Source organism: Protofrankia sp. Cj5, from assembly GCF_917627405.1.
Classification (GTDB): Bacteria; Actinomycetota; Actinomycetes; order Frankiales; family Frankiaceae; genus Protofrankia.
On sequence record NZ_CAKJTO010000062.1, the window covers coordinates 14,489 to 31,539 of the forward strand.

Below are 17,051 nucleotides of genomic sequence, written 5' to 3' on the forward strand. Positions count from 1 at the left end.
GGCTGTTGCAAACAAAGATGTTGCAGGGTAAGGGGATGACCATGTCCCACTACTGATCGTCAGGGTAGGGGTAGCTCCCCGAACTCATTCCTTATGCCTGGCGGAATAAGGGCCGCAATATAGTTTTGCGGCAGGTGGTCAACGACCGAATACTGAGGATGCAGGTGCCGTAGCAGCCACATCTGGCGTTCCACGAATCCGAGAAGCGCCTCGGGGGCTATGAAGAGGTCGTTCGTCTGCGACGATGCCGGACTCTCGATCCACGGCCATTTCCTACTGTACCTCAACTCGTGCTCAGGATAGTGGGCGAAATGACCGGATGCCGAAGGAGGAAGACGCGGTACAGGGTCGTTACGATACACGTAGCGGATTACGTTTCTGCCCAGGAACTCATGCCTCTTACATGCCAAAGCCAGCGCGGGTGAGCCGATCATTGGCTGGCCGAAAGTATATACTGCATGGAGTATCTGGCCGACGTCCTGATAGCGGGCGTTGTTTTTCAGCATGATTCCCATCATCGAGGCGATGGCTGCGCCGTAGCTGTGGCCTGTTATGTAGAGCCGCTCCAGCGGTTGAACCTGCCGGTCTCTCTCCCCTAGGATGTTTACCGCACCCTCATTCGTCACAGGTTGCAGGGCGGCACGCAGAATCTCTACAATCTTATCGCTGGTCGCCCGTGTGTTCCGGTAAAATCCGGCGTGCACGTCGAAGTAGTTCTTTGGATCTTGTTCGTTGCCGACGCAGATTTTGAAGTCCTCTGGCTCGATGTCGGCGACGGCGAACCAGTTTAGAAGATTTGTTGGCTCTGTGCCACGGTAGGCGAGAATTCCAATTCTACCATCTTGACTTTGTAGAATAAAGGCCGTGGACCACAGCAGCATCCCGTCAACATAGTCTGCGACAATGCGACAGCGGTTACCTTCGAGTCCCAGTCGGGCCATGGTCTCCGAAAATGTGCTGCCGCCGTCCTTTGTCCGTGCGGAGTCTACCCTCTCATATGCGTACCCTGCGCAAGTCGCCAGCACATGAGCGACAGTATCGTTGGGATGGACTTGCACCTGTAGGAGATCAGCAACCAAGTTTGGGTAGACAGGTAGCCCGTCTGGCTGGCTAGGACTGGGTTCGAGCGGTGATGGCGCTTTGACAGTAGTGACCAACATGGGTCACCTCCATAGATTTACCCGCAACGAGACGCTGCGGGAAGGGATGGCATGGAGACATCTTTCTGTTGGCGTGGGCCGGATCCGTCAGCACTTGGCTGTGTTCCTGCTATCAACACCTACCACGGCAGGCCGCCACCAATCCTCGACAATGAAAGAAACTTGGTAACTTTTGGGGGCTTCCAGCCTTCGATGTCGCCTTTCGGTATATCTGCGCCCCGGTCCGGCTGTCGATTGGCTGGACGCTGTTGCGTTGGCTGGGCACGGTGGCCGGGCTCGTCGGGCATGATCGGGTGGTGCATCGTCGTCGTGTCCATCCGGCGGTTCCGGTCTCGGAGTTCGCCGCGTTCCGGTTCCCGCCAGAAGTGATCGTGCTGGCGGCGCTGGTATTTGCCTACGCCTTGTCCTACCGAGAGGTTGAGGAACTGCTCGCCGAGCGCGGCATCGTTGTTGACGCTGTCACGCTGGGTGCAGCGTTCAGCCGCTTCTGATGGACGCCGTCCGGCCGTGTCGCCACCTGCCTGGGGATCGATAGTTCGCCGATGAGATGTACGTCATAGTCGTCGGCTGACGGGCCTACCTGTACCGGGCAGTCGACCAGTTCGGCCAGGTCATCGACGTGCTTGCCTGCGAACGTCGGGACCTGGCCGCGGCCCGCCGGTTCTTCAGCCGGGCGCTGTCCCACGGCCGCCGACACGTTGAGGCGACCATCGACCGAGCCGCCGGCTACGTAGCCACGGGTGCTCGAGGAGCAGCTCCCCGCCGCACAGCACGTCGACGCCGCCAGGCAACAACCCGACCGAAGCCGATCACGGCAGGTTGAAAGCCCGGCTCCGGCCGATGCGCAGCCTGAAACGTCTCCGCTCCGCCCAGGTGATCGGCTCTGGACATGTCCAGCACATCCGCCGCGGACACTACGAACTCGCCGTCGACACCGAACCCCGTCGCCGACTCACCGGCGCCTTCGCCGAGTTCGCTCTGGCTATCTGACCAGGGCAGCAGCCCACATCCGCCACGTCTCGCGGTGGCTCGACGCAACAGACATCCCATTAGCGATCAAGAAGCCGGCGGGTGGACAGCTCACGGACGGCCGGGAGGCTCACAACAAAACACGCAATGGCAAGCGGGCTGTCGGTGAGCGCGGGAACTCCTTACTCAAAACAACGTTCAAAGCTCTCCGCAACGTCAGCCTCTGCCCATGGAGGATCGGCCGGATCGTCGCCGCTGCGCTCATCCTCCTCCACATCGAGCACAATCGAACAACATGGCTACAGAACGCAACAAGCCGTTACGCGGAAAGCCCCACTGCTCTTCCCCGTACGATTGGCGGCCCGGTCGGTGCCTTGCTGGCCGGGATATCGGTGGGCGCGGAGATGCTCGCTGACGCGCATCCGGTCGCCGTTGCCGTCGAAGCCGGTGGGGCGTGGTCCGCACGGCCGATCCGAACGGCCTCGGACGGATCGCCGCGCCATACCGGACAGCGGTGGTCGAGGCGCTACTGGGATCGGCCCGCGGCGGGGACGCCCGTCCGTACCGCTGAGGGCGGTGAAGAAGTGGCCCGTACTTGGGCCGGGTGCTTTGCCCTGGATGTGATGCTCCAGCATCGATCCGGACGGGTCCTGGATACGTTTGCGTACCCGTATCCTGTGGGGAGCGGCCTGAGAGGAGGCTGTGGTGGCGGATGCGAATGTGCGGATTCCGGCGGAGGCGCGGGATCGGCTGGCGGAGGTGGCTGCGGCGGAGGGGCTGTCGTTGCGGGCGTATCTGGCGCGCTTGGCGAGCACGCTGCTGACGCCAGCTGAACGAGCGGAGCGCGCCGAGCGGGCACGGGCGGTGCTGCGGGAGTGGAGCGGCTACGACCCGACGGAAGAGGAGGCCGCGCAGGCCGATGCCGAGCTGGACCGTCGGCTGGCGCGGGCGTTGGTGCGGTGAGTGACGCGCTGCATGTGGTGCTGGACGAGACGGCGATGGTCTTGGCCGGCTACGGCAACAGGCTGGCCTCCCGGCTGATCCAGCGCGCCCACACCGTGCCGGGCCATTTCCTGTATGCCCCGGCGTGTGCGTTGGTGGAGGCGGACCGGGCCCGGCCGGGAACTGCGGAGCACATCGCCGCGCTGCAGGCGGTGACGATTGTGGACTTGGACTTGGCGGCCGCGGTCGCGCTGGCCCGCGATACCGGCTGGGCGTCGGCGCACGTCCGGTACGCGGCCGAGCCCACCCCGGAGTGTCCCGAGGGTGCGGTGATCGCTACGGCGGCGCCGGACCGGTGGACGGGCCAGCCGGTGCGCATCCTGGACCTCAGAGCGACCGGCAATAGGGGAGCGGCGTCACGTGGGTGGGGTACGTAGCTCGCGGCGTTGTCGTCGGTCGACGCCCACAACCAGGGCGTCTTCCTCCTCCGCCTGGCGATCTACGTACCCCACCCACCTTCCTTGATCCATGCCCTTATTGCCGGGCGCTCCTAGCCTGTGAGTTGCTCTGGTATCCTCAGGCCCTTCAGGACGCCCGCCGCTACCCTGTGCGCCTATGCCGGCCGTTGTAACCGCGGACATGGCCCGTCAGGTGCTGGATCTCCCGTACCTGGCATCGACGCCGTGAGCCCGTCCGATGTGCCGGTGGCGTTGCTGTCGGGAGTGATCTAGGTGGTGTCGGGTACTTCGTCGTCGTGAACGGCTACTAGACACTCCTGCTCTGCGGCGCGGGCCGGGAGCTGGTCCGGCACCGGTACATGATCCGCGGGGAACGGCTGGACTCGCTGCTCGGATCCGCGACGGTACCCTGGTTCAGGGTGCCCGCCCCGCGTACAACGAAGCGGCAAGCGTGGCGACCAGCGTCCGCTCGCTGCTGACCCCGCACTACTCCAATCTTGAGCTGGTGCTTGTCAACGACATGATGGGCGGGCCGGCAGCCCGACGGACCTGCTTCGGTGGGTTGAAGGAACGCCACCGGCAGCGGTCAGCTTCCCGCCGGTACCGGTGAGGGACGAGTGACGATCGGGATGATCGGCGGCGACGGTGCTTCGGGGAGGTTCGGGCACACCCGGCCGAAGCTGACGCCGGGGGCGATGGCCGACCATTCCGGCTGGGTCGGATTGGCCCCGGCCAGGCGGCAGGCACGGGCCACCGGGTCCGTCACCGCCGCGCGCAGCGGGGCGGTGTTCCACCTGACCACATTGCCGGACTCATCGTAGGTGGTGAGCGTGTCGCCGTGGTCGGAGAACGCCACGCCGCGCGGATAGTTCGCCAGGGTCACCGCCGTGACCCGGTGGGGCGCGGCGGTGACGGTCACGTCCCACAGCGCTACTTCGTCGCCGCCGTCGACGGTGGCGAGAATGCGTCCGTCCGGGCTGAACATGATGAAGGGCACCGACGCATCCGTGCTGACTGTCGCTCGGAAGACCGGCGCGGCGGGCGAGGAGACGTCGAACAGGTAGGTGTTCTTCAGCCCGCTGGCCGCCAGGGTGTTTCCGTCGGGGGAGAAACGGGCGCTGCCGGAGATCTGGACGTGGGGGTGGTCCGGTTCGGTGAGGCTGCTCAGCGGCTTCGGACGGCGGGGATCGGCCATGTCGTACAGGCGCCCACCGCACAGCAGGAGACGTCCCCGCGGCCCGAACGCCACCGGGCAGTTCGCGGTGTGCTTCTCGGTGAGGGTTGACACCCGGGTGGCATGACCCCGGTCGGAGATGTCCCAGACGGTTGTCGGCCCGTCCAGGAGGCTCACGGCGATGAGCCTGTGGTCAGGCGAGAACGCCAGGTCCTCGACAAAGTCAGGACCGTCGGCGGCGCGGAACCGCGCTGTCGACACCGGCGCCGCGGGGTCGGAGATGTCCCAGACAGCCACGGTCCCGTCATGCGCCCCGGTGGCGAGAGCGCGGCCGTCCGGGGCGAAGGCCACCCTCGGGTTGCCCGGGACGTCGATGGTGCCGGCGTCTTGACCTGTTGCCGGACCTGTCAGGTTCACCAGCACGGGTCGACCGCCGGAAGCCCAGGCCGCCAGCAGCCTGCCAGCCGGGTCGAGCGTGGAGAACGCCAGCGGGGCGTATGGATTCGGCGGGGATGGAGCGGTTGCGGCGATCGGCTGTGCCGAGCGTGCCGGAGCCAGCCGGTCCGCCAGCGCCCACAACAGCACGGTGTCGTCGTTTCCCCCGGTGGCCAGCGTGCGGCCGTCCGGAGCGAAACCCACCGTCCGGACGATGTTCTTATGCCCGGTGAGAACACCGGCGCGTGCGGGCTTCGCCGGATCGGCGACATTCCACAACACGACGCTGCGATCCGTGCTGCCCGTGGCGAGGCTCGCGCCGTCCGGGCTGAAGGCCACCGCGTCCACCGCGCCGCCATGGCCGTCAAGCCCGGCGAGCTGGCGTGGATGGGCGGGGTCCGCCAGCTCCCACAGCTGCGTCTGCGCGTCGTTGGTCCCGGCGGCCAGGATGCGGCCGTCCGGGCTGAAGGCGGCGGCCCGTACCGCGGCGCGGCCCCCGTCGGCCGGCCCGAGCACCGCCTGCCGGCGTGGCCGGGAGCGGTCCGTCGTGTCCCACAGCTCGGTGCTCCCGTCCTGCCAGCCGAGGACCAGCAGCCGTCCGTCAGGGGAGAAGGCCGCGGTGTTGAGGATGCTGTCGTGCCCAGGTAACCGGGCCAGCCGTGTCACCTCCGAAGGACGAGCGCCCACCGCCCACAGCGAGGGCAGGCCGAGGTCGGAGGCGAGCAGGGTGCGCCCGTCGGGGGTGACGGCCGCGCTCTGGATGACTGTCCCCATCCCGCCGACGGTTCCCAGGCCGACGGGATGCGCGGGGTCCGCCAGGCTGAACATGCCCATGACCCCGTCGCCGCCCAGCAGGTAGAGCAGGCGCTCGCCATCGTCGAGCCAGGCCGCCAGCACCCCACGGGTGAACCCCGGCGGGCTGTGCGCAACCACGTCGGCGAGCTTGCGGCGATGGCCGGGCTGGGAGACATCCCAGAGCTGCGTGGTGCCGTCACCGGTACCGATGATCAGAATTCGGCCGTCCCGGCTGTAGGTCAGCGTGGTGACGATGTTCGGCAGGTCGTCGACGACGCCGGCGAACTGGGTTCCCGCCAGGACATCGAGCAGCGCCGCGCGGCTGGTCGCCGACGGGTCCCGCCGGTACGCCTCCAGCGCGAGCAGGAGCGCGGACCGTGGCTCGGTACCGGTAGCCGAGATCGCCGCGGCCTGCAGCTGGCGGACGGTCGCGGCCTGGCTGCTGCGCCGCGCGCTGGAACGCTGCTGGAACGCCAGGCCGGCGGCCAGCGCCGTCAGGCACAGGGCAAGTGCCAGGCCGGCAAGGATCTGCCGCAGCCGGCGGACCCGCCGGCGCTCCCGGGCCTGTTCGGCCTGTTCCATTCGGATGCTGGCGTCGAGGAACTCCTGGTCGGCCACTCGCAACAGGCGCTTGTGCCGGGCGTCCGCGGCCCATTCGCGGGCCGCCGCCAACCGGACGCCGCGATGGCAGAACGCCGGATCGCGACCGGCGCGCTGCCAGGCATCCGTCGCGTCGGCCAGCTGCTGGCGGATGAGCAGCCCGGCGCGATCCTCGTCGATCCATCGACGCAGCCGCGGCCAGGCACGCAGCAGCGCCTCGTGGGAGAGCTGCGCCCCGCCGTCGTCGACGGTGACCAGCCGGGCCTGCGCCAACCGGTCGCACACCAGCGTGATGAGCTGGCGCTGCACGCTGGAACGACCGTGGGCCATCTCGCGTAGGTCGATGCGCTGCCGCACCGCCTCCCCATCGCCGCCGCTCAGATACACCATCCGCACGAACAGTTCGCGCAGGGCCACCCGGCCGGGTTCCGCGAGCGAGTCGTGGATCTCCTCGGCGGTGCGGGTGACCGACTGCCAGATACCGCCGGTGGCCTGGTAGCCGGCGAGGGTGAGGGTGCGGCCGCTGCGCCTGGTCCAGGTGGCGCGCAGCACGTGCGCCAGGAACGGCAGGGCCGCGCCGAGCGTGGCGGCTCCGCCCTCGCGGAGGTCCCGGAGCAGCAGGTCGGTCAGCCCGGGTTGCAGGACCAGACCGCTCGCGTGGGCGGGGCGTTCGATGGCTGCCCGCAGCCCGGCATCGTCCAGGGGCGGTAGCGTCACTTGGCCGTCCCGCAGCGCGCGGACCAGCTCGGGATGTTCCAGGCAGCTTCCGTAGTGATCCGCCCGGAGCCCGAGCACCACCTGGACGCGGCCCGGACCGGTGCCGGGGCCACCAGCGTCACGGGGGCCACCAGGGCGACCAGTGTCGCGGGGGCCATCCGGGTCACCGCACAGGACACGGATGAATCGCGCCCGCTGGCCGGGATCCGCGCACCGGGTGAAGACCTCCTCGAACTGGTCGACGACAAGGACCGCGCACCCGCCGGGCCGTTCGGCCATGCTGGGTAACCGCCCGGCCAGCAACTGCCGTTCCACATCCCCCAGGGGCTTTCCGGCCGCCGCCGCCAGGCGTTCGGCGAGCGCCCGCATCGGCTGGGCTCCCGGCGCGGGCAGCAGCACCGCCGGCCAGGGGCTCGTCCGGTCCGCCTCGTGCCGGCGGTCCAGCGCGGCCAGCAGCCCGGCACGCAGGAGCGAGGACTTGCCCACGCCGGAGGACCCCACGAGCACCAGCGGGCGATGAGCGGGGCCGTTCCCGGTGACGTCCCCGAGCAGCCGGCGGACAAGATCCTCCCTGCCGAAGAACCGTTCGTGGTCGTCTGGCTGGAACGGCTCCATCCCCGGATAGGGACACGGGGAGTCGTCCAGCGGCTCGGCTGACCCGTCAGCGGACACGTCATCGCGCGCTGGGACGGGCCGCTGGTAGGCGGGATTCGCGGCGAGGACGAGTTCACCGGCCCGGCCGTCGCTCTGCCGGTGCGGCCGCGCCGCCGTTGCCTGCAGCCGCCGGTCGAGGCGCCCGTAGATGTGGTCGAGGGTCAACCGGGCCGGGCCGGCCGGGTCACCCTCGCGCAGCAGCCGCAGCAGCTCGCCGCTGAACAGGGTGTGGCGCTCGCCCGGCGGGGCGTAGGAGACGGCGTAGTGGGATGCCGAGGTCAGCAGGTAGCTGCCGCGCGGCCGGGCGGAGGCATAGGGATCACGCTGCCGGCCGTGGGCTGTCGCGTCCGCCAGGCCGGAGAAGCAGCAGTCGAGCACGACCACGGTGCTGGCCGGCAGCTCCGCGAGAATGTCCCGGACAGTCTGGTAGGAGACGGACCGGGCGACCCGGTCGCCAGCGAGGCTGGCATGCGTGGCCAGGTACAGCCGATCCCCGGGCCCGAGCAGGCCGTGCCCCGCGAAGTAGAACAGGACGACGCCGCCCGCCTGCGCGGCCGCGGCCTCCACCGCGTCGAGCACGGCGCCTTCGTCGACGGGATCGACGATCGTGTGGATGTTCGCGGGCGCCATGCCGCACACCTCTTCCAGCGCCCGCCGCAGATCCTCGACCGTGGTTGCCACCGACGGCAGATCCGGCAGACGTGACCCGTCGGCGTGGCGGCTCGTTCCCACCAGGACCGCCCGTGCGCCCATCCCGGCGAGGTCGCCGAGCGGCAGCTGCCGCGGTGCCGCCATCCGTCCGAGCCCTCCTCCGTCCGGCCAGCCCTGTGTGCCCCTGGTGCCGGGCGCTCCGCCGGGCGTTATCCGGCCGGTGCGGCGGGAGGCCGCGCTGTCTCGCCGGGGATCGGCTCGCCGTCGGGCATCGGCTCGCCGTCGGGCATCGGCTCGCCGCCGGGCATCGGCTCGCCGGGTTCCAGCGACCGGGCGAGCTGCTGGGCCAGCTCGTTCACCTGTCGCGCGTCCAGCCCGCGGACGTGTTCGGCCGCCACCGTGAGGGTGGTCCCATCGGGGCGGGTGATGGTCACGGTCTGGTTGCCGGCTCGGCGCTGCACCCACGCCACCAGCGCGGCGGCCAGCACGGTGGCAGCCCCTCCCGGTTCCAGGACCACGGTGAGCAGATCCGTGGCCGTGCCCATGACCGCCGGCGGTGGCGCCGCGGCCGGAGCACGGCGGACCCGGCCGCGGAGTTCCCGCTCCCGGCCAAGCCAGGTCCCCAACGGCGCGACGCTGCTGTCCGGCCAGCCACCGCCGCCCTGTAACGAGATGACGACTTCCACGGTCCGTATTGTGCTCTTTGGGCTGCCACGAGGGGAACGAGAGGTCCGGATGGATATCGCTGCCCCGCTTTCGGGCATCGCTCCCAGGCGTCGTCGGTATCGCGCCCGGACCAGTGATCAGGCCTGGCAGCCCGGCGCAGCTCAACGCCGCGTCCCCTATCCCTACTGCCTCCCTATGTATGGCCGGCCGGCCTACCGTTCGCTGCCCGGATTCCCACCACCACCGGCGTCGTCGTCCGGTACGGACTGGGCACCCGGATGCTGGTGGCCCGCGGGGCCCTGGGCGAATGTGGTCAGCATCGTGGTGGTGACGGTGGTGACGAAGTCCCGCACCACCGGCCCGGCCGCGCCGGACCCGCACACATCGGTCACCGCGCACACCCACGCGCTGGTACCCGCGTCGAACACGCCCGCGCCCGAGTCGGCCGTGTAGTAACTGACATCGGAATGGTCGGGCCGACCGTGACAGACCACCGGCGAATGGGCGAGAACCTCGATCCGCGGTGGTGTCGGATACGCGCGGTCGACCCGGTCGTACTCGGATCCGATCATCCCCGGGATGCGGCTGCCGGCCGTCACCGCGGCGCCGGCGAGCAGCCAGTGCCCGGGGTCGCGGACCACGAGGTCGGCATGTACCGGATTGCACTGGTACATGCCACCGGTGAGCGAGCTCTCCGGACTTGCGTCCGGCGGGGACGGCCAGTTCGCGGTCACCGCGGCGTTGTCGACGCCGTTCAGCGGATCCTCGGCGGCGATCTTGTAGCCGGTTTCCAGCCGGTCCGGCCCGACGCGCGTCGGCCCGAGCCTGATCCGGCGGAACACCGCGTTCGCCCCGAGAAAGGCCAGGTTCACCCCGCGGTCACGGGCCCGTGTCAACGCGTCCCGCATCGCGGGCGAGTAATACTCGTCATGCCCCATGGAGACGACCGCGCGGGCGCCGTCCAGCAGCGCCGGGTCGGCATGCAGGTCGATGTCGGTGGCATAGGCGACGGGCAGGCCGAGTTTTTCCGCGAGGATGATGACGGGGGCCTCGTTCCCGGTGAAGTCCGCGGCGCCGTCACCGTAGTCGTACGGCCGGTCGAACGACACGGCCCGAGCCCGGTCGGCGAATCCCTTCGGACCGTGGTAGAGGCTGTAGCCGCCCCATGCGTTGTACGCCTGCCAGGTTGTCACCGCCGCGAGCAGCACCACCCGCCCGGACATCGTCGGGCTGCGGACGGTCAACGGGACGTAGGTCTGGAAGCCCTCGGAGTTGTCCAGGCGGATCAGATACGCGCCCGGTGGCCAGCTGTTCGTTGCGAACGTCGTGGTCGGCTCCCAGGCTGTGCTGACGGTGTTGGTCGACGGGTCGCGGGACGCGGGGGCCTGCACCCGGCCGGGCAACGGGCCCACCTCGGTGACCAGGCGGCAGGTCCGTCCGCCGTACCAGCCGATCCGGAAGACGGTGGCCGTGACGGTGGCCGCGGTCGTGGAGGCGAACAGGCGAAGTTCGTCCCCCGAGCGGATGCTGGTGTGGTCAAGCCAGCCTTCCACCGCGTGGTTGTAGCCGAGCCGGGCCAGCCCGCAGTCACCACCGGGTTTCGCGTTCTCGGCCCGGACGTCGAAGTCGGCGCCCACCCCGGCGCCGTCCCGGCCGGCCCCCTGTCCGCCCGGCCCGCTCCCGTTGCCCTGGTTGGTCCCGTTGCCCTGGCCGCTCCGGCCGCCGTGGCCGGTGCCGCCGCATCCGCCGAGGAGGGCCGCGAGCACAACCATGACGGTGACGGAGGCCGCGACAGCCGTGGGCCATGCGGCAGACCCGCGCCGACCATGGTCCTGGCTCCGATGGTCCTGGCTCCGATGAGCGAACATGCCGGCCATCCTCGCCGGTGGCCTCCCACAGCCGCCACCGGCGGTGGCCGGCTGCGGGCTCCGTTGACGGGCTCCGCTCATCAAGCAGCCTGATCGTGGGATTGGGGCAGGCGATTCCCGGTGCTCCGCGCCGCGGATCCGCTTAGATTCCCCTGGGGCCGCCGGAGGTGTGCGCACAACCGCGATCCCACGTCCGTCGGCCCGGCGAGAGCAGCTCAGGCCAACAACACCAGGCCAACAAGGGAGATCAGGATGCCGACCGCCGACCCGGCCGCTCATGCACGTCGCCTCGACCGGATCGGGGCCTGCGCATGACCATCTCCCAGCCGACGGCTTCGGGCCCGATCAGCTCCGGTGCGCAGGCGGCGCGCGGCGAGCGCCCCGGCAGCCCGGTCAAGGCCCCCTGGGCGGTGCTGCCGGACTACCAGTGTTTCGGCTGCTCGCCGTACAATGATCAGGGCCTTGCGCTGCAGCTGCGGACCCATCCCGAGGGGCTACAGGCTCGCTTCGATTTTGGGCGCGCACACGAGTCGTACCCCGGCATCGTGCATGGTGGCCTGATCGGGGTGGTCTGCGATGAGATCATGGGTAACCTGATCGTGCTTCAGACCGGCCGCACCGCGTTCACCACGGTGATGAAGGTGCGCTACGTCTCGCCGATGTTCGTCGGCAGGACGTACGACTGCATAGCCCGTATGCGGCCGCCGCGGGAGGGGCAACAGGCCGGTACCGGGCTCACTCATGCCGCCTCCGAGATCCTCGATCTGGACGGCGCCACGATGGCCACCGCGACGGCCAGCTACCGGCTTGTCAGCCTGGACGAGGCGCGCCAGCGCTTCACCCTGGCCGACAGCGACGCGGACCGGTTGCGGGACGCGCTGCCCGGATACCGCGACGGGCATGGGAACGAGGCACAACCGCACGAGTGAGTCAACTGGCAGGCAGATAAAGTTCCTGGTTCTCGCGCGGTCTTTCGGTGATTCCGGACTGCCCGCGGGTGGAGGCCTCTCCTCCAATGCTACTTTGTGTGACGGATTTCGATTGCCGTGCTTATGGGTGCTTGCTGGCGCTCCGCATTCATCTGCTTACGTGTTGTTTTCAGATTTTCTGTTCTGCCTGCTAGGCGGGTATGACGTGCGCTGCCCGGTGTCTCTCGCGGGTGAATGTTGATCAATTTATTGCTGCCGGCAGCGTCATATGTTCGTTTTGATGGTAGCTCTGCGTGGTAACTGGTGGAGATGCGCCAACAAGATGACAGGAGAGTTTCACGAAGCCCTTTGCGTTCGGCGGCATTTCATGCAAAGCTGTTCTGCGAACGGTGGATTCGAGGGGGCGCCATTTCCCGGCGCGTGGTTGAGGGTGCCACCAGCACCTCGCCGAGCGCTCGGGTGGCCAGGGCCGAGGGGGATGGGATAGATGGTACGACCTGTCTGACGGCGGCGGTTCGGGAATCCTGCTGCCGTTATAGCCGGCCAGTCACCTGCCGAGGCGTGGCAAGGCAGCAGTCCTCCGCTTGGACGGGCGATTCGCGTCGCCCGTCCGCGGGTTTTTCCACGGCTGGTCGAGCAGCTCTCATAGCTGGTTGGTGAGCACCATCCACGCAGGCCAGGGCTGCTTGGCCATGGGTATGCGCCCTTTTTGTCATGGGCGCGTATGCCTTTATGGAGAAGCTATGTTCGTGTCGCGTTCCGTCGATCACGCGTTAATTGGAAGCGCTGTTTCCAGGGTTTTCCACGTGCTGTCCGATGTGTTAGAGGAAATTGTCGGACTGGTATTCGTGCTGTATCTGGCAGCCGGCGTCGCATGTATTTTTCTGGCCATTTTCCTGCGCGCTCGCGGCCGCCTCGCGCGCGCGTCGACCGGGCGTTTCACCGTGGCCGAGAAAGTCGGCCGGCCAGCTGGGCGAAGGATCCGTTGATGAGTCGGTCAGGCCGTGTACGTGATGTCATGGTTTCGACAGGATTGTTGGGTGGTTTCGCATGTCGGTTACGGGAGGCCCCCGGACGCCGTCGGCCGGTCGCGTCCGGCCTGGTCCGGCCGCGGGTGCTGTGGCACGCGGGCCTGCTCCCGCCCGTTGCCGGGTACCTGGCCGCGCCGTGGGCCGCGCAGGCACAGGCCCACGGCGCGGCGGCCGTCCGGTCCCCGGTGGCGTTACTCGTGTCCTTGCCTGGCGGCGTGCTCGGCGCCGCGTGGCCGCTGGCCGCCGGGCTGATCGTCATGGGTTTCCTCTACCTGATGGCGATGCTGCTGTTGTCGGGTACCCACGAGCAGCCTCCGGCCGTTACCCCCAGCGGCCTGTTCTACGTGTTCGTCATGCCCTGCCTCAACGAGGAGGCGGTGATCGGGGCAAGCTTGCGGCGGCTGCTCGCCACGGCAAGGGACGACATCCGAGTCCTGGTGGTCGACGACGGCTCGGACGACGCGACGGCCAGCATCGTGCGCGGGTTCCGGGACGAGCGGCGGTGGCTGTTACGGCGCGAGCCGCCCAACGCGCGGTCAGGCAAGGGCGCGGCGCTGAACGCCGCCATCGCCTACCTCGCCGATCGCGATGAGATCGCCGTCCGGGACCCGGACGATGTGATCGTCGTTGTCGTCGACGCGGACGGGCGCCTCGATTCCCATGCCATCGATGCCGTCGCGCCGTACTTCAGCGACCCGCGTACGGCAGGTGTGCAGACGGGCGTCCGCATCAACAACCGGCATGGCAACCTGCTGGCCCGCATGCAGGACATGGAGTTCGTGATCTATACCGACATCTTCCAGCGTGGTCGGGCCCATGTCGACAACGTGGGGCTGGGCGGCAACGGCCAGTTCGTCCGCCTTTCGGCGCTTCGGTCGCTCGGCCCGCGGCCGTGGAGCCACAGCCTCACCGAGGATCTCGATCTCGGGGTCAGGCTGCTGCTCGCGGGCTGGCGTAACCGGTTCTGCGCACAGGCTGATGTCCACCAGCAGGGGGTGGTGAAACTACGCCGGCTACTGCGCCAGCGCTCCCGCTGGTTCCAGGGGCACCTGCAGTCATGGCGGCTGATACCACAGGTGATTCGGGATGCGCGGATCCGCACGCTGCCCGACATGCTGTTCCACCTGTCGAGCCCGTTGTTGATTGTGTTGGCGTCCCTGCTCACACTCGCGTTTGGATGTTCGACGGCCGCGGTCACGGCCGACTGGCTCGCCGGTGGGCCCAGCCCCGATCCGCGCCTGTTCGTCGGCGCCTACCTGCTGGCCACGGTTCCGGCCATGCTCTGCGGCCTGGTCTACCGCCGGCAGGAGCCGATCTCCGGGTTCGGCCTCCTACGGCTGATCGGTTATGCCCACCTCTACATGGTGTACGCCCTGGTCTGGTTCGTCGCCGGCTGGTGGGCGATCGCCCGGATTCTCAGTGGCCGCAACAGCTGGCACAAGACCGCCCGCAGCCCGGAAGAACGCCTGAGCGCAGCCGCCCTGACCGCGGGGACGAGTACGGCCGCGGTGGCGGCAAGCACGGCAAGCACGGCAAGCACGGCAAGCACGGCAAGCACGGCGGGCGCCGCTGGCGCCGACGCGGTGGCACCGCGGGACCACGCCAGCGAGCCGGTCACGGTTGATGGATGAGACCGGTGCGGCCGTTGCTGTCCGCTGAGCCGCCCGAGGGCACGGATCTCGGCCAGGGCGGGCAGCCCGCCGGATCCGGGCTGTTCGGCCGGCTGCTCATCCTCGCTCTCATTGTCCTGGCCAGCCTGCTCCTTGTGGCCGGTCTGCTCGGGCTGTGGCGGCTGACCCGCCTGTTCCAGGAGGACGACGCGATGACGCGCTGGGTGGATGGCAGCCGCCACGGCAGGTGGCTGGCTGTCTTCGACGGCTATGGCAGGACCACCGCGGGGGAGGTCGACGGTGAAGAGGTGATCTCCCTTGCCCCGAAGCCGGCGCTGGCTCCCGACACCACCCACGCGTCACTTGTGATCGGCGCGGACCATAACACCGACGTCCGCGTGACCGCACAGCTGCGTACCCTCCGCCAGCTGCGTGCGCCTGGGCCGCATCCCTGGGAGGTCGGCTGGCTTCTGTGGCATTACGCTGATACGGGTCATTTCTATGCTTTCACCCTCAAAACCAACGGTTGGGAACTCACGAAGCAGGACCCCGCCTATCCCGGCGGGCAGCGCTTCCTCGCCAGTGGCGAAATGCCGCATGCCGCCGTCGCGACCTGGTACGCGATCGAGATCGTTCAGGTCGGCGGCGCAATCACTGTTGCCGTCGATGGCGTACCGACCGCCGATCTGACCGACGCGGAGCGCCCTTATCTCGCCGGAGCCGTGGGGCTGTACTGCGAGGACTCCGAAGTGGAGTTCCGCCGGGTCACGGTCGGCACGGCTCCCCCCGCTCCCCGCCCGCGTTCATGATCTTCCCTCGTGCTGCTTGTCCCTGCCGTGCTCTCCCCGCCGTGCTCTCCCCGCCGATCGCGTCAGCTCTGACCCGAAACGGACAAGGACCGACGAAAGGACACGTTATGGCCGGAAAGTTATCGACCCGTCCCAGCGGTGGGCCACACCGTACCGTCCTGGTGGTCTATGGCACCCGCCCGGAAGCAATCAAGATGGCACCGGTGGTCCGTGAGCTTGCGGCCTCGCCGTACTTTCACCCGGTCGTCGCCGTCACCGGACAGCACCGGAGCATGCTCGACCAGGTCAACACCTTGTTCGGCATCGTTCCCGACATCGATCTCGACGTCCTCCGGCAGGGCCAGACACTCGCCGGGGTCACCACCCGGTCGCTGGGCGGCCTGGAAGCCGCCATCGCGCAGGTAGGACCGGATATCGTGATCGTCCAGGGTGACACGACCACAACTTTCACGGGTGCGCTTGCCGCCTTTTACCTCGGTGTCCCCGTCGCGCACCTGGAAGCGGGACTGCGCACCAACGACCCCGCCTCGCCGTTCCCAGAAGAGATCAACCGTCGGCTCACCACCCAGCTCGCGGACCTGCATCTGGCTCCCACCATCACAAGCCGTGACAATCTTATTGCCGAGGGTGTCAAGCCGGATGCGGTGCTCGTCATTGGTAACACCGTGATCGACTCACTGCTCTGGGTTGTCAAAGAGCCGATGCCGACGGACAGCCCGCTGCTGGCGGAGATAGCGCGCGGCACGTCCGGCGACCGGCCGGTGCTCCTGGTCACCGCCCACCGGCGGGAGTCCTGGGGCGAGCCGATGCGCAACGTCGGAAAGGCGCTCGCGCGGCTCGCGACGCAACGGCCGGATCTCCTGATTGTCTTTCCCATCCACCGCAACCCGGCCGTGCGGTCGGCGATCATGCCCATCGTCAGCGGCCTGGCGAACGTGATCGTCTCCGATCCGGCCGACTACGCGGCCTTCGCTCACCTGATGAGCCGCGCCACCATCGTGCTCACCGACAGCGGGGGAGTGCAGGAAGAAGCGCCTAGCCTCGGCAAGCCGGTGCTCGTCATGCGGGACAACACCGAGCGCCCCGAGGGCGTCGAAGCCGGAACGGTCGCGCTGGTCGGGACCGATCCCCAGCGGATCGTCGACAGCGTCGGCCGGCTCCTGGACGACCCGGCCGCGTACGCGGCAATGGCGGAAGTGGTGAACCCGTACGGCGACGGCGGCGCGGCGCGGCGCACCGTTGCCGCGCTGGCCCACTATTTCGGTTTCGGTCCGCCGGTTGACGAGTTCGTACCCCGGCTCGGTTCACCGGCCAGCCTGCGGACCACCGGCCAGATCCATGCGGGAAAGGACTGATGCAGGTGCGCACTCACCGGTCCCGCAGCGTCGTAATACCGATCATACTTGCCATGCTGGCGCTGGTCGTAGGGCTGACCAGCACGGCCACGACGGCAAACGCCGAGCGGCCGCACTCCAGGCGGCTGCCGGCGCGGCACGGCGGCGACGTTCTGGCGCTGGCCGGCGGCAAGCTGGTCGCTCCGCCGCCGCCACCGTCCGTGTCACCCCCGCGACGCGGGCCCCGGC

At 68.7% G+C, this 17,051-nt stretch carries 13 protein-coding genes and 2 pseudogenes; 11 read left to right on the top strand and 4 right to left on the bottom strand.

What is annotated here, in order from left to right:
* Positions 1-59: 59 nt before the first annotated feature.
* Positions 60-1,160 (bottom strand): lipase family protein, encoded by a 1,101-nt coding sequence (locus MJ777_RS14485; RefSeq protein ID WP_239307980.1) that lies wholly within the window; start codon positions 1,158-1,160, stop codon positions 60-62.
* Positions 1,161-1,456: 296 nt separating this feature from the next.
* On the opposite strand from MJ777_RS14485, the pseudogene MJ777_RS14490 reads away from it, so the two are divergent.
* From MJ777_RS14490 to MJ777_RS14510, 5 genes and pseudogenes are all read left to right on the top strand, one after another.
* Positions 1,457-2,150: pseudogene (locus MJ777_RS14490) on the top strand (transposase).
* A 68-nt stretch (positions 2,151-2,218) separates the two neighbouring features.
* Positions 2,219-2,422: pseudogene (locus tag MJ777_RS23145) on the top strand (IS5/IS1182 family transposase); the annotation flags it as partial.
* A 412-nt stretch (positions 2,423-2,834) separates the two neighbouring features.
* Positions 2,835-3,092 carry a hypothetical protein gene (locus MJ777_RS14500; RefSeq protein WP_239307979.1) on the top strand — a complete coding sequence of 86 codons (258 nt, stop codon included), beginning with the start codon at positions 2,835-2,837 and terminating at the stop codon, positions 3,090-3,092.
* Positions 3,089-3,508: a hypothetical protein gene (locus tag MJ777_RS14505; protein WP_239376747.1), complete on the top strand. Its 420-nt coding sequence runs from the start codon at positions 3,089-3,091 to the stop codon at positions 3,506-3,508. The genes MJ777_RS14500 and MJ777_RS14505 overlap by 4 nt, the downstream gene beginning before the upstream one ends.
* Before the next feature lie 472 nt (positions 3,509-3,980).
* A complete protein-coding gene (locus tag MJ777_RS14510; RefSeq protein WP_239307977.1) occupies positions 3,981-4,139 on the top strand; it encodes a hypothetical protein in 159 nt (52 codons plus the stop codon).
* Here the strand turns inward: MJ777_RS14510 and MJ777_RS14515 are convergent.
* From MJ777_RS14515 to MJ777_RS14525, 3 genes are all read right to left on the bottom strand, one after another.
* A complete protein-coding gene (locus MJ777_RS14515; protein ID WP_239376749.1) occupies positions 4,116-8,699 on the bottom strand; it encodes a caspase family protein in 4,584 nt (1,527 codons plus the stop codon). The genes MJ777_RS14510 and MJ777_RS14515 overlap by 24 nt on opposite strands.
* A gap of 65 nt (positions 8,700-8,764) precedes the next feature.
* Positions 8,765-9,241, bottom strand: coding sequence for a hypothetical protein (locus MJ777_RS14520; RefSeq protein WP_239376758.1), 477 nt, complete (start codon positions 9,239-9,241; stop codon positions 8,765-8,767).
* Positions 9,242-9,433: 192 nt separating this feature from the next.
* A complete protein-coding gene (locus MJ777_RS14525; protein ID WP_239376760.1) occupies positions 9,434-11,089 on the bottom strand; it encodes a N,N-dimethylformamidase beta subunit family domain-containing protein in 1,656 nt (551 codons plus the stop codon).
* Between the two features lie 311 nt (positions 11,090-11,400).
* On the opposite strand from MJ777_RS14525, the gene MJ777_RS14530 reads away from it, so the two are divergent.
* From MJ777_RS14530 to MJ777_RS14555, 6 genes are all read left to right on the top strand, one after another.
* On the top strand, positions 11,401-12,018 hold the full coding sequence (locus tag MJ777_RS14530; protein WP_239376762.1) for a PaaI family thioesterase: 618 nt from the start codon (positions 11,401-11,403) through the stop codon (positions 12,016-12,018).
* A gap of 743 nt (positions 12,019-12,761) precedes the next feature.
* Positions 12,762-13,007 carry a hypothetical protein gene (locus tag MJ777_RS14535; protein ID WP_239376764.1) on the top strand — a complete coding sequence of 82 codons (246 nt, stop codon included), beginning with the start codon at positions 12,762-12,764 and terminating at the stop codon, positions 13,005-13,007.
* A complete protein-coding gene (locus MJ777_RS14540; protein ID WP_239376773.1) occupies positions 13,007-14,680 on the top strand; it encodes a glycosyltransferase family 2 protein in 1,674 nt (557 codons plus the stop codon). Before MJ777_RS14535 ends, MJ777_RS14540 begins: the two co-directional genes overlap by 1 nt.
* Complete coding sequence (locus tag MJ777_RS14545; protein WP_239376775.1) at positions 14,677-15,468, top strand: family 16 glycoside hydrolase; 792 nt, start codon at positions 14,677-14,679, stop codon at positions 15,466-15,468. The genes MJ777_RS14540 and MJ777_RS14545 overlap by 4 nt, the downstream gene beginning before the upstream one ends.
* A gap of 107 nt (positions 15,469-15,575) precedes the next feature.
* Positions 15,576-16,823 (top strand): non-hydrolyzing UDP-N-acetylglucosamine 2-epimerase, encoded by a 1,248-nt coding sequence (gene wecB, locus MJ777_RS14550; RefSeq protein WP_239376777.1) that lies wholly within the window; start codon positions 15,576-15,578, stop codon positions 16,821-16,823.
* Positions 16,823-17,051 (top strand): hypothetical protein (locus MJ777_RS14555; RefSeq protein ID WP_239376779.1); only part of this gene is annotated, 229 nt, incomplete at its 3' end. The genes wecB and MJ777_RS14555, both read left to right, overlap by 1 nt.